General features: G+C 44.6%; 9 protein-coding genes. 8 read left to right on the plus strand and 1 reads right to left on the minus strand.

Annotated features, from left to right (window positions below):
* The first annotated feature begins 13 nt into the window (after positions 1-13).
* The 8 genes from KTR07_RS19155 (at position 14) to KTR07_RS19190 (ending at position 12,280) form a co-directional block, all read left to right on the plus strand.
* Positions 14-1,399: a DUF4960 domain-containing protein gene (locus KTR07_RS19155; protein WP_008763287.1), complete on the plus strand. Its 1,386-nt coding sequence runs from the start codon at positions 14-16 to the stop codon at positions 1,397-1,399.
* 18 nt (positions 1,400-1,417) lie between these two features.
* Positions 1,418-2,986 (plus strand): glycoside hydrolase domain-containing protein, encoded by a 1,569-nt coding sequence (locus KTR07_RS19160; protein WP_048698303.1) that lies wholly within the window; start codon positions 1,418-1,420, stop codon positions 2,984-2,986.
* Positions 2,987-3,115: 129 nt separating this feature from the next.
* A complete protein-coding gene (locus KTR07_RS19165; RefSeq protein ID WP_061473514.1) occupies positions 3,116-4,948 on the plus strand; it encodes a DUF4980 domain-containing protein in 1,833 nt (610 codons plus the stop codon).
* A gap of 279 nt (positions 4,949-5,227) precedes the next feature.
* On the plus strand, positions 5,228-6,397 hold the full coding sequence (locus tag KTR07_RS19170) for a sugar MFS transporter (protein ID WP_048698289.1): 1,170 nt from the start codon (positions 5,228-5,230) through the stop codon (positions 6,395-6,397).
* A gap of 34 nt (positions 6,398-6,431) precedes the next feature.
* Positions 6,432-7,319, plus strand: a complete 888-nt coding sequence (locus KTR07_RS19175; RefSeq protein ID WP_008763290.1) for a carbohydrate kinase — start codon at positions 6,432-6,434, stop codon at positions 7,317-7,319.
* 288 nt (positions 7,320-7,607) lie between these two features.
* A complete protein-coding gene (locus KTR07_RS19180) occupies positions 7,608-8,834 on the plus strand; it encodes a toxin-antitoxin system YwqK family antitoxin (protein WP_117981687.1) in 1,227 nt (408 codons plus the stop codon).
* Between the two features lie 341 nt (positions 8,835-9,175).
* A complete protein-coding gene (locus KTR07_RS19185; protein ID WP_316242788.1) occupies positions 9,176-11,920 on the plus strand; it encodes a substrate-binding domain-containing protein in 2,745 nt (914 codons plus the stop codon).
* Positions 11,921-11,947: 27 nt separating this feature from the next.
* Positions 11,948-12,280: an MGMT family protein gene (locus KTR07_RS19190; RefSeq protein ID WP_008763293.1), complete on the plus strand. Its 333-nt coding sequence runs from the start codon at positions 11,948-11,950 to the stop codon at positions 12,278-12,280.
* Here KTR07_RS19190 and KTR07_RS19195 read toward each other — a convergent pair.
* Positions 12,243-13,397, minus strand: a complete 1,155-nt coding sequence (locus tag KTR07_RS19195) for a glycosyltransferase family 87 protein (RefSeq protein WP_117981689.1) — start codon at positions 13,395-13,397, stop codon at positions 12,243-12,245. The two genes, KTR07_RS19190 and KTR07_RS19195, sit on opposite strands and share 38 nt — an antisense overlap.
* Positions 13,398-13,785: the final 388 nt, after the last annotated feature.

Here is a 13,785-nt window from a genome sequence, read left to right on the forward strand (position 1 = left end):
AACAAAGAATACAATGAAATCAATCATAAAACAACTTTATACTATCCTGTTGGTGACTGTGGCATGCCTTACAGTCACAGGATGTAGTGATGACTTTAAATCCGGCCTTCGTCTGGACGGAGATGTTTGGGTGAACTCTATCCGGCTGGATGAATACGCAGGAACTGTCGACTATCAGAATAAGGCAATCGTAGTAGGAGTGCCCTACGATTACGATATTACCCGCATGGTGGTCACAGAAATGAATCTTTCCGAAGGAGCCAAGGCTAGCATCGCTATCGGTGAGACAATCGACTTTTCTCTTCCCGTATCTTTGACGGTGAAGAATGGCGATGTACAAATGAGCTACACGATTACCGTGAAGAGAGATGAGGCGAAGATACTGACCTTCAAATTGAATGATACTTATGTAGGAAAGGTAGACCAGTTATCGAAAACCATTTCTGTAGTCGTTCCGCTGACAGTGGATATCACTCAGTTGAAAGGTACGTTTACCGTAACGGACGGAGCTACCGTGACTCCGGCATCCGGAAGTATTCAGGACTTTACGAACCCCGTTACTTACACGGCAACTTACCGTTCGGCAGTAACTCCTTATGTGGTAACGGTTACTCAGGGAAATGTGATTCCGACTGCCTTTGTCGGTACGGCTTCTTCCGTCAGCCTTCTGACGAGTCCCGAAGAGAAAGCCGCTGCCCAATGGATGATGGATAATGTATCGATGTCCGAATATATCTCATTCAAGGATGTAGTGGACGGAAAAGTGGATTTAGGTAAATATACCGCTATCTGGTGGCATTTCCACGCAGACAATGGTGACAATCCTCCTTTGCCGGATGACGCGAAAGCGGCAGCGGAGAAGTTTAAAGTCTACTATCAGAATGGTGGTAATCTGCTGCTGACCCGTTACGCTACTTTCTATATCGCCAATCTCGGCATCGCTAAAGACGAGCGTGTACCGAACAATAGCTGGGGAGGAAACGAAGACTCGCCCGAAATCACCTCTGCCCCATGGAGCTTCCTGATTACCGGCAGTGAATCACATCCGTTATTCCAGGATTTAAGATGGAAAGATGGCGACAAGTCGACAGTCTATACCTGTGATGCCGGCTATGCGATTACCAATAGCACAGCGCAGTGGCATATCGGGACAGACTGGGGAGGTTATGACGACCTGAACGCATGGCGTAACCTGACAGGAGGAATCGATTTGGCACATGGAGGCGACGGGGCGGTAGTCATTGCCGAATTTGAACCGCGTTCCAATAGCGGACGTACGCTCTGTATCGGTTCCGGCTGCTATGACTGGTACGGCAAGGGAGTAGACGCTTCTGCCGACTACTATCACTACAACGTAGAGCAAATGACTCTCAATGCAATCAACTACTTGTGTAAATAAAAAGAATAAGCAACAATGATGAAAAATATGATCTTACCTATAGCATTTACCGCACTGATAGCTTCGATGACTGCTTGCAGTGACGAGACTGACCCCATCTTGACTCAGAAAGACTGGGACGGTACAGCCACATACTTCCAATCGAGTGATGAGCATGGCTTCTCGATGTACTATAAGCCACAGGTCGGCTTTGTAGGTGACCCGATGCCATTCTATGATCCGGTTGCCAAGGACTTTAAAGTGATGTACCTGCAAGATTACCGTCCGAACCCCGAAGCTACGTACCATCCCATTTTCGGGGTGGCTACCAAAGACGGTGCTACTTACGAATCTCTCGGCGAACTGATTTCCTGCGGAGGGCGTGACGAACAGGATGCTGCCATCGGCACAGGAGGAACGATCTATAACCCTGCCGACAAACTGTATTATACCTTCTACACCGGTAATAAGTTCAAGCCTTCTTCCGACCAGAATGCTCAGGTAGTGATGGTAGCTACTTCTCCCGATTTCAAGACATGGACCAAGAACCGTACCTTCTACCTGAAAGGAGATACGTATGGTTATGACAAGAATGACTTCCGTGACCCGTTCCTGTTCCAGACCGAAGACGGTGTGTATCACATGCTGATCGCTACCCGCAAGAACGGAAAAGGGCATATCGCCGAATTTACCTCTGCCGACCTGAAAGAGTGGGAATCTGCCGGAACCTTTATGACCATGATGTGGGATCGTTTCTACGAATGTCCGGATGTATTCAAGATGGGGGACTGGTGGTATCTGATTTATTCGGAACAGGCTTCCTTCATGCGTAAAGTACAATATTTCAAAGGCAGAACGCTGGAAGATTTGAAAGCAACTACCGCCAATGATGCCGGAATATGGCCGGACAATCGTGAAGGAATGCTGGACAGCCGCGCATTCTATGCCGGAAAGACCGCTTCCGACGGAACAAACCGCTACATTTGGGGTTGGTGTCCCACACGTGCCGGAAATGATAATGGAAATGTTGGTGATGTAGAACCCGAATGGGCAGGCAATCTGGTAGCACAACGTCTGATTCAACACGAAGACGGTACTTTAACCCTCGGAGTACCCGATGCAATCGACCGTAAATACACTTCCGCACAAGAAGTGAAAGTAATGGCAAAAGATGGTAACGTGATCGAAAGCGGTAAAACCTATACTTTGGGCGAAGGTGCCTCCGTCATCTTCAACCGTCTGAAAGTACATAACAAGATTTCTTTCACCGTAAAGACCGCTTCGAATACGGACCGTTTCGGAATCTCTTTTGTACGTGGAACGGATTCCGCTTCCTGGTATAGTATCCATGTCAATGCCGATGAAGGCAAAGCGAATTTTGAGAAAGACGGTGACGATGCCAAATACTTATTCGATAATAAATTCAATATTCCGGCAGATAATGAATATCGTGTGACGATTTACAGTGACCAGTCCGTCTGCGTGACTTATATCAACGACCAGTTATCTTTCACCAACCGTATCTACCAAATGCAGAAGAACCCGTGGTCACTCTGCTGTTATAAAGGTGAAATAACTGTATCAGACGTTCAGGTAAGCACTTATTGATGAAAACTACACCGGCAAGTAACATCTTTTACAGCGTTTGAAACAAAAGTGATAGGCGCTAACCTTGGAAGCGCCTATCTTTGCACTGTAACAACTATCAAAAGTATAACAACCTTAATACCATAGAACATGAATGTATTTTTGCCTGTCAAACAACTTCAGACCTTTCTGATTTGTTTTATTCTCATGACTATTTCTGTTTCAACCCGAGCGGCGGATTCTCCTTTGCTGATTAAGAATCTGGGAGAAGGTCATTGCCTTGTACGTGTCAATACTTCCCAGAAGTACCTGCTTCTGCCCGTAGAGGATGCGTCTCCCGATGTACGTATCAGCATGATCGTTAATAATAAAGAGGTGAAAAACTTCGACGTGCGTCTCGCCATACATAAAGTAGATTACTTTGTTCCGGTAGACCTTTCCGACTTTTCCGGCAAAACGGTCTCTTTCAAGTTCAAGATGAACTCCAACGATCCGATCCGTGTCAATCTTTCGCCGGATAATACCGCTTGCTGCAAGGAAATGAAACTCTCCGACACCTTCGATACGACCAACCGTGAAAAGTTTCGTCCGACCTATCACTTCTCTCCCCTTTACGGATGGATGAACGACCCGAACGGAATGGTCTATAAAGACGGTGAATACCATCTTTTTTACCAGTACAACCCTTATGGCTCCAAATGGGGAAACATGAACTGGGGACACGCTATCAGCAAAGACCTCGTAAACTGGGAACACCGCACCGTTGCGATAGCACCGGATGCGCTCGGTACTATCTTCAGCGGCTCTGCCGTGGTAGATCATAACAATACAGCCGGCTTCGGAGCAGGCGCAATCATCGCCATTTATACACAAAACAGCGACCGTCAGGTACAAAGCATCGCTTATAGCACTGACAACGGACGCACTTTCACCAAATACGAAAACAACCCCGTACTTGTATCCGAAGCTCGTGACTTCCGCGACCCGAAAGTTTTTTGGTACGAAGCAACAAAACGCTGGATCATGGTGCTCGCAGTGGGACAGGAAATGCAGATTTTCTCTTCTCCCAATCTGAAAGACTGGGCATTTGAAAGCAGCTTCGGCGAAGGATACGGTGCTCACGGCAACGTATGGGAATGCCCCGATTTATTCGAACTTCCGGTAGAGGGCACCAACGAAAAGAAATGGGTATTGCTTTGCAGCCTTGGTGACGGTCCTTTCGGTGACTCCGCTACTCAATACTTTATCGGTAGCTTCGACGGCAAGAAATTTAGTTGTGACAATCAGCCGAATGTCACAAAATGGATGGACTGGGGAAAAGACCATTATGCTACAGTTACTTGGAGCGATGCCCCCGACAACCGCCGTATCGCCATTGCATGGATGAGCAACTGGCAATATGCAAATGACGTGCCAACTTCTCAATACCGTAGTCCGAACTCCATCCCTCGTGATTTGAGTCTCTTTGCCATCGACGGTGGGATTTATCTTCAATCCGCTCCTTCTCCCGAATTACTGAAACTGCGTGGTGTTTCCAAAAAGCGCTCATTCAAGGTTAACGGAACACGTATCGTGAAAGATTTGATTCCGAACAATGAAGGTGCTTACGAAATAGAACTGTCCCTCAAGAATCAGCAGGCAGAAATCATCGGTTTCCGTCTCTACAATGACAAGGGCGAAGAAGTAGACATGCAGTACGACATGAAAGAGAAGAAATTCTCGATGGACCGTCGCAAGAGTGGCGAGGTAAATTTCAACGAAAACTTCCCGATGCTGACTTGGACTGCGATTGAAGGGGATAAGGATGAAATGAAACTCCGCCTGTTTGTAGACAGATCAAGTGTAGAGGCTTTCGGTGACGGTGGACGCTTCGCTATGACCAATCAGGTATTCCCTTCGGAACCTTACAATCATATCAGCTTCTACAGCAAAGGCGGTGCCTATAAAGTAGATTCATTCGTGGTTTACAAACTGAAGAAATAAAAAACGACTTTCTTCTCCCTGCGCTCTTTTTAATTCACGCTAACATACCTTTATCCTTGCGTTAACATGCCTTTATGTTCTCCTTATGTATGGGAGATAGATAGCGTTTCACCTACGTGATACGATCTGTTCATTACTGTGATAAGGCCTTATCACCCTTGTGATACGGTCTGTTCACAGCCGTGATAAGCAAAGAAAATAGGAGGCTAAAAGAAAAAGGATCAATAGGAAAGGAAAATAATTACTGTGCTAATATACGAAATTATAATAGATAAAACAATGGAAAATACTAAAAACGCTTCTCTCTCCAAGCTAGTCCCGGTGATGCTTTGTTTCTTCGCCATGGGATTCGTTGATCTGGTGGGCATTGCCTCCAATTATGTAAAAGCAGACCTGGGTCTGACAGACTCACAAGCAAACATCTTCCCTTCATTGGTGTTCTTCTGGTTTCTGATTTTCTCCGTACCGACAGGTATGCTGATGAGCCGTATCGGTCAGAAGAAAACCGTGTTACTAAGTTTGATCGTGACTTTTGCTTCTTTACTGTTGCCTGTCTTCGGGGACAGTTACGCACTGATGCTGATTTCTTTTTCCCTGTTAGGTATTGGAAACGCACTGATGCAGACTTCACTGAACCCGCTTCTTTCCAACATCGTTCGTGGTGACCGTCTGGCAAGCAGCCTCACCTTCGGACAATTCGTGAAAGCGATCGCTTCTTTCCTAGCACCGTACATTGCCATGTGGGGGGCAACGCAGGCGATTCCTTCTTTCGATCTGGGATGGCGTGTATTATTCCCTATTTATATGGTAATAGCCATCCTTGCCATTCTGTTGCTCAACGCGACACAGATTGAAGAAGAGAAGGAAGAAGGCAAACCTTCCACTTTCGGACAGTGCCTGGCATTGCTCGGCAAACCGTTTATCCTGCTTTGCTTTATCGGAATCATGTGTCACGTAGGTATCGACGTCGGTACAAACACTACTGCACCTAAGATTCTGATGGAACGCATCGGCATGACACTGGATGATGCTGCTTTTGCAACCAGCCTCTATTTTATCTTCCGTACGGCAGGCTGTTTTCTGGGATCATTCATCCTGCGTCAGATGTCTCCGAAATCTTTCTTCGGTATCAGTGTTGTTATGATGCTGGCTGCTATGGTAGGGTTGTTCATCTTCCATGATAAGGCGGTGATTTACACTTGTATCGCTCTGATCGGTTTTGGTAACTCGAATGTGTTCTCTGTTATTTTCTCGCAGGCATTGCTTTATCTGCCGGGAAAGAAAAACGAAGTTTCCGGTCTGATGATTATGGGACTCTTCGGAGGAACCGTTTTCCCGTTGGCTATGGGAGTTGCTTCGGATACTTCTATGGGGCAGAATGGTGCGATTGCTGTGATGACAGTCGGTGTACTTTACTTGCTGTTCTATACCTTCCGTATCAAAAAATAATTTTATATTTGGAAAACAATTAAATCTGTAGATCATGAATAATATAATTGTAGGAATGGGCGAAGCATTATGGGATGTATTGCCCGAAGGAAAGAAGATAGGCGGTGCTCCGGCTAATTTCGCTTATCATGTTTCACAGTTTGGTTTCGACAGCCGTGTAGTAAGTGCGGTGGGCAATGACGAACTGGGAGATGAAATCATGGAAGTATTCAAAGAAAAGCAACTCAAAAATCAGATTGAGCGGGTGGATTATCCTACCGGTACGGTGCAGGTGACACTGGATGACGAAGGGGTGCCTTGCTACGAAATCAAAGAAGGAGTGGCATGGGATAACATTCCTTTCACGGACGAACTGAAGCGGCTGGCTTTGAATACGCGCGCCGTTTGTTTCGGTTCGTTGGCTCAACGCAATGAAGTGAGCCGTGCTACAATTAACCGATTCCTCGATACAATGCCCGATATAGACGGACAGCTGAAGATATTCGACATCAACCTCCGTCAGGACTTCTACACGAAAGAAGTATTGCGCGAGTCTTTCAAACGCTGCAACATTCTGAAGATAAACGATGAAGAACTGGTGACAATCAGCCGTATGTTCGGTTATCCGGGCATCGACTTACAGGATAAGTGCTGGATTCTGTTGGCCAAGTACAATCTGAAAATGTTGATTCTTACTTGCGGTATCAATGGTAGTTATGTGTTTACTCCGGGAGTCGTTTCTTTTCAGGAAACGCCGAAGGTTCCGGTAGCCGATACGGTAGGAGCGGGGGATTCCTTTACTGCCGCTTTCTGTGCTTCCATTCTGAATGGCAAGTCTGTTCCCGAAGCTCATAAGCTGGCTGTCGAAGTTTCCGCTTATGTTTGTACGCAGAGCGGTGCAATGCCCGAACTTCCGGTTGTTCTGAAAGACAGATTGTTGTAGAATCTCTTTAAATACAAAAAGCAGGTGTGTCAAAAGTAACTAAACTCTCCTCCTTCGGGAAGGAGGAGTACTCGTAGGGGGAGGTGGTAGGTGAATACATAAGCTATTGATATTCAACTGTGAAATATACCTACCACCCCGGCTTTCAGCCACCCCTCCTTCCTGAAGGAGGGAAATTTAGTTACTTTTGACACATCTTCTTTTCTGTTTCTTATTTCAGTAAATATCCCCCTTCCCTGTGTTTTGATTTACTACTTAATCTGTTAATTATTAGAATGATAATAACAGATGTTCTTTTCTCTAATTGTCCCCCTCTTTCTTTCCTTGTTTTATAAGCCGATTGCCTATCTTTGCGGCAGGTCTTTAAATAATAAATCAAAAAGAGAAAACTACTTTATGAAACACATTTCAAACTTCCTCAGATCAAAAAGCTGGAACGTATTTTTGTTTTTATATCTTGCTCTTCCTTTGTTTGCGCAAAAGGAATATAAGATCGATCAGGTATCCGTTGTCAATGTAGGCGATGGCAGACTGTTGTTTCAGGAACTGAAAACGGAAAAAGCATTGAATGGCGAACATCGCATCATAGATGGTTATCATTCCGCCTATGTGCTGGCATCTTTTAAAGATGGTTTCTATGATGGCGGATACAAAGAATATGTAGACAATATATTAATAACAGAAGGAAGTTATAAAGAAGGACGGAAGGATGGTCTCTTCAAGATTAACTCCAAGTTTGACGGTAAGCTGAAAGAAGAAAAGTCCTATAAGGAAGGTAAGCTGGACGGTACGAGCAAAAGTTACTTTACTACCGGAAAAGTGGAAAGTGAAAGAAACTTCCGGATGGGGAAAGAGCACGGGAAGCAACTGTCGTACGAATCTGACGGTACTTTGCGGAAAGAGCATAATTACAAGGACGGGAAGCAGGTAGGCAAACAGTATACTTTTCTGAAAGGTACATATGATTTGTATGAGACCGTTTATTTCAATGAAGAAGGTTTTCAGGACGGTGAATATTCGTCCGTGTTTACGTTTGGCTCGCCACGTATACTGGGTAGTTATAAGAATGGAAAGAAGAATGGTCGTTGGACTACTTTTGCTGAAAGCGGCGATACGCTGATGATTGAAACCTATCTGGATGGAAAAGAAGATGGACTCCATGTCTCATTTGCCAACGGAAGTGGGGTAAGGCAGAAAGAATATTATATGAAGAACGATCGTAAAGACGGTTTATACCGTGAATATAATTTGGAAAATGGTGAATTGAGATATGAAGCTACCTATCAGGCCGGCAGATTGCATGGCAAGGAACGACGGCTGATAGTGAGCAACCGCTTTGATTATTGGGAAACTTCTACCTATGTGAACGGAAGGCAGAACGGACCGTTCGAAGCTCGTTATGTAAAGAATGACCAGCTTCGTGAATGTGGGGAATATAAGAATGGTCGCCGTGTAGGACGATGGAAACGCTACACTATTGATGGTAAACTGGAAAAGGAATGGGATGAAAACTAACCGGTAGATGAAAGGTCAGGGCATAAAAAAAGGAGCAACGCCTTGCTCCAACCTTTGTTAACCTTAAATCTAATACTATGAAAAACACAGTACAAAGATACGGACTTCTGTGAAATCTGCAAATTATCCAAGTAAAACGCTATGTTTTATAACATTGATTAAGTGTTTGTTTTACGCTTTATACTTTTGTTAATACTTTCCGATGGTCTGAAAGAGGACTGCTTTCCTTCTTTTTAGAATAATAAATAGCTGAAGTTAGAGAACTTTACAGTATTATTTCTTATTTTTGTTCTTAATTGGATTACAGAAAGAACTACGAAATGATGAGATGGATGAAGACGATGAGATATCTGAAGTGGATGCTGGTGCTGTTTTGTTTAACCGGGATGACGGCTTGCCGGCAGGATACACCCCGTTTTCGTATTGGGGTGGCTCAATGCAGCGATGATTCATGGCGACATAAGATGAATGATGAGATTCTTCGGGAAGCGATGTTTTATAATGGTGTTTCGGTGGAAATCCGTTCGGCAGGGGATGATAACACTAAGCAGGCGGAAGATGTCCATTATTTTATGGACGAAGGAGTCGATCTGCTGATTATTTCCGCTAACGAAGCTGCTCCTATGACTCCGATTGTAGAAGAAGCTTATCAGAAAGGCATCCCCGTTATTCTTGTAGACCGGAAGATTCTTTCGGATAAATATACTGCCTATATCGGAGCCGATAATTATGAAATCGGTCGTTCGGTAGGAAACTATATTGCCTCCAGTCTGAAAGGGAAGGGAAATATAGTAGAACTGACAGGATTGAGCGGTTCGACTCCTGCAATGGAACGGCATCAGGGATTTATGGCTGCCATCAGTAAATTCCCGGATATAAAGCTGATTGATAAAGCGGATGCTGCTTGGGAACGTGGTCCGGCAGAGATAGAAATGGATAGTATGCTTCGGAGGCATCCTAAGATTGATGCTGTGTATGCCCATAATGATCGTATCGCTCCGGGTGCCTATCAGGCAGCAAAGATGGCAGGGCGGGAGAAGGAAATGATTTTTGTCGGCATAGATGCCTTGCCGGGTAAGGGAAACGGGCTGGAGCTGGTTCTGGACAGTGTGCTGGATGCTACCTTTATCTATCCGACCAATGGTGATAAGGTACTGCAACTGGCTATGGATATTCTGGAGAAGAAACCCTATCCCAAAGAAACGGTGATGAATACCGCTGTTGTGGACCGTACCAACGCACACGTCATGCAGTTGCAGACCACACACATTTCCGAACTCGACAAAAAGATTGAAACGCTCAACGGACGTATCGGTGGCTATCTCTCTCAGGTAGCTACACAACAGGTCGTTTTATACGGCAGTCTGATTATCCTTTTATTGGTAGCCGGCTTATTATTGGTCGTTTATAAATCACTCCGCTCAAAGAATCGCTTGAATAAAGAACTTTTTAAGCAGAAGCAACAATTGGAAGAGCAACGTGACAAACTGGAAGAACAGCGTGACCAATTGATACAACTTTCTCATCAACTGGAAGAAGCTACTCATGCCAAGCTGGTATTCTTCACCAATATTTCTCACGACTTCCGTACTCCGTTGACATTGGTTGCCGATCCGGTAGAACATTTGTTGGCGGACAAGACACTGAGCGGAGATCAGCACCGGATGCTCATGCTGATTCAGCGGAATGTGAACATTCTTCTGCGTCTGGTCAATCAGATTCTGGATTTCCGTAAATATGAAAATGGCAAGATGGAATATACTCCGGTTACGGTGGATGTCCTTTCTTCTTTCGAAGGATGGAATGAGTCTTTTCAGGCGGCAGCCCGTAAGAAGCATATCCATTTTTCTTTTGATAGTATGCCGGATACGGATTATCATACACTGGCAGACATGGAGAAGCTGGAACGTATTTATTTCAATCTCCTGTCCAATGCCTTTAAGTTTACACCGGAAAATGGAAGAATTGCCGTTCGTCTGTCTTCCCTTTGTAAAGAGGACAAGCGATGGATACGTTTCACGGTGGCAAATACCGGTTCTATGATTTCTGCCGAACATATCCGCAATGTATTCGACCGTTTCTATAAGATCGATATGCACCATACCGGTTCGGGAATCGGACTGGCATTGGTAAAAGCCTTCGTAGAAATGCATGGTGGTACGATCTCTGTAGAGAGCGATGAGAAACAGGGTACGGTCTTTACCGTTGAACTGCCTGTACAGTCTTGCGAGGCTGTTGCTGCCGAACCGGATACCACCCTTGTTTCTGCGGATTCCCGTACAACAGATGTTCTATTGGCGGAAGAGGAAGAACTGGAAAAAGGATATGACTCTTCCAAATCGTCCGTACTGATTATTGATGATAATGAGGATATCCGTTCGTATGTCCATACGCTGTTGCATACAGACTATACGGTGATTGAAGCGGCAGACGGCTCCGAAGGAATCCGTAAGGCTATGAAGTATGTTCCTGACCTGATTATTTCCGATGTGATGATGCCGGGCATTGATGGCATTGAATGTTGCCGCCGGCTGAAAAGTGAGTTACAGACCTGTCATATTCCGGTTATTCTGCTGACGGCGTGTTCACTGGACGAACAGCGTATTCAGGGATATGACGGTGGTGCCGATTCTTATATTTCAAAGCCGTTCAGTTCACAACTGTTGCTGGCACGTGTCCGCAACCTGATCGATTCTCACCGTCGTCTGAAACAGTTCTTTGGTGACGGGCAGACATTGGCGAAGGAAGATGTTTGCGATATGGACAAGGATTTTGTAGAAAGATTCAAGTCATTGATTGAAGAGAAAATGGGAGACTCCGGTTTGAATGTGGAGGACTTGGGCAAGGATATGGGACTAAGCCGTGTGCAGCTTTACCGCAAGATTAAATCGTTGACTAACTACTCTCCGAATGAATTGCTCCGTATCGCCCGTTTGAAGAAGGCAGCTTCTTTGCTTGCTTCTTCGGACATGACCGTAGCGGAGATTGGTTATGAAGTCGGTTTCAGTTCACCTTCTTATTTCACCAAGTGCTATAAAGAGCAGTTCGGAGAGAGCCCGACAGACTTCCTGAAAAGGAAAGGATGATTTCATTGAGATCGTAAAGAGGGATATATGAAAGATTATAAAGTAGATAAAGAGAGTTTTTCCGAATCCTTTCGGAAGGAAGTGTACGAAGTCGTATCCCAGATACCTGTGGGAAAAGTATCTACCTATGGAGGTATTGCTTTGCTTTTGGGTGCCCCCCAATGTTCGCGGATGGTGGGGCGTGCATTGAAAGAAGTGCCGGATGAATTATCCATTCCTTGCCATAGAGTTGTAAATTCCACCGGAAGGCTGGTACCCGGTTGGGTGGAACAAAAACAACTCTTGCTGGCAGAAGAAGTTTCTTTCAAAGCTAACGGATGCGTTAATCTGAAAGAACATTTGTGGCACGTGGATGAATGAAGGATGCAAGGAAGGTAAGCCATATCATCCGTATCCATACAATAAAGAAAACCCATACATGAAGCCATAAGGTCCTGGTAATGAAATCTCTGATGGGAACAGGGACGAATATGTCGATAGGAACGATGCATAACAGCACAAAACAGCACCAAAATAGAATCTTGTCTGTTGCGGTACGTGTTGGCCTGCTCCAATACCAGAGCATGAAACCTGCCAATGCGATAATATAGGTATGTTTCTCGGCGGAGTCACTCAGTAATACTACCCAGCCCATGAGAATGCCCAAAGCTTGGGCACGGAAGGCAAAAGACGACCATTTGTGGAAATTCCCCAAAAAGAGCAGAGTCAGTAGACCGAGCATTCCTATCTGAAGTGCACGGAAGTGTGGCAATGTCCATGCTGCAATGGGGCGGGCATAGAAAAATGAATCATAAGCTCCGGCGGATTGATGAACAGCAAGACTATGGCACCATTCTTCATAATAGGGGAGCAAATCTGCAGGAGCTATTTTGATTAACGGTAACGTAAGCAATACAATGCCCATTGCAACGGCATAGCCAAAGTTACGCCATACGTGAGGATAGCACAGCAACAATGCCAGTTCGAAAATTCCATATACTTTGGTACATCCCGAAATCATGATTAACAGAACAGCCAGAAATCCACGGTCTTTTTCCAATAACGTATAGGCGAATAAGAATAAATAGGCTACCGTTATGTTATACTGAAATGAAAGTAAACTTTGTCCTAAAATCAGTAACAGAAAAAGGAACATACGGCATTTCTGTTGCTGGGTGAATTGTTGGGGCAGCGTGAAGATCGCCACAAAGAACAATGAATAATTGAATAGATTCCACGCGAAAGGTCCCAGCCATGCAGGCAGATACGCAAACGGAGCGAACAATACCGTGAAAACAGGAGAATAAAGGAAGTAGCGTCCGTGAGCTTCTACAAATTCGGTTGTGTATGGGCTGATGCCTTGCCAGAAGAATTGAGTAGCGTCTGAGAAGACCATAAAGTTTTGATGCCGTCCTCGCATAAATTCGAGCAGAGTCACTATAAAAGCGAGCAGGAAACCTATCATGTAGAGATTCCGCCGACTATAGAAAAACGGCATTTTGGGGTTCTTTTTACTAAGGAACTGTACTTGGCTTTTGTCGTCTAGTGTGGCAGTACCTGTTTGTTTTTCTTTTGTTGTGTAATGACAATTATCCTTCCCCAGGAAAATTGTAATAGCCCTGTTGAACATATAAATCTAGTTTAGTTATTGACGCCAAATATACGGTGTTTAGGTGAAATATTCAAACTTATTTTATATTTATCTGCTGGTTTGTTCTATTTTGCTGAGTGATAGGGGAATATTACCCGGAAACTTTCCATATCATTACAAATAAAGTCCTCTGTATGCCCCGGATTTTGAATATAATTTGCATGTTTAATCTGTTTTTTGTATATTTGATGTAGTCTGAAGGTATTTAATTGACTACAAATAGATTAAAAGAAAC

Source organism: Bacteroides sp. MSK.20.82 (assembly GCF_019052485.1).
In the GTDB taxonomy this organism is placed as follows: domain Bacteria; phylum Bacteroidota; class Bacteroidia; order Bacteroidales; family Bacteroidaceae; genus Bacteroides; species Bacteroides thetaiotaomicron.

Coding starts and splice junctions, on each gene's coding strand:
- KTR07_RS19165 (WP_061473514.1), top strand. CDS start 3,116: ATGAATGTATTTTTGCCTGTCAAACAACTTCAGACCTTTCTGATTTGT.
- KTR07_RS19160 (WP_048698303.1), top strand. CDS start 1,418: ATGAAAAATATGATCTTACCTATAGCATTTACCGCACTGATAGCTTCG.
- KTR07_RS19175 (WP_008763290.1), top strand. CDS start 6,432: ATGAATAATATAATTGTAGGAATGGGCGAAGCATTATGGGATGTATTG.
- KTR07_RS19190 (WP_008763293.1), top strand. CDS start 11,948: ATGAAAGATTATAAAGTAGATAAAGAGAGTTTTTCCGAATCCTTTCGG.
- KTR07_RS19185 (WP_316242788.1), top strand. CDS start 9,176: ATGAGATATCTGAAGTGGATGCTGGTGCTGTTTTGTTTAACCGGGATG.
- KTR07_RS19170 (WP_048698289.1), top strand. CDS start 5,228: ATGGAAAATACTAAAAACGCTTCTCTCTCCAAGCTAGTCCCGGTGATG.
- KTR07_RS19180 (WP_117981687.1), top strand. CDS start 7,608: ATGTTCTTTTCTCTAATTGTCCCCCTCTTTCTTTCCTTGTTTTATAAG.
- KTR07_RS19195 (WP_117981689.1), bottom strand. CDS start 13,397: ATGCCGTTTTTCTATAGTCGGCGGAATCTCTACATGATAGGTTTCCTG.
- KTR07_RS19155 (WP_008763287.1), top strand. CDS start 14: ATGAAATCAATCATAAAACAACTTTATACTATCCTGTTGGTGACTGTG.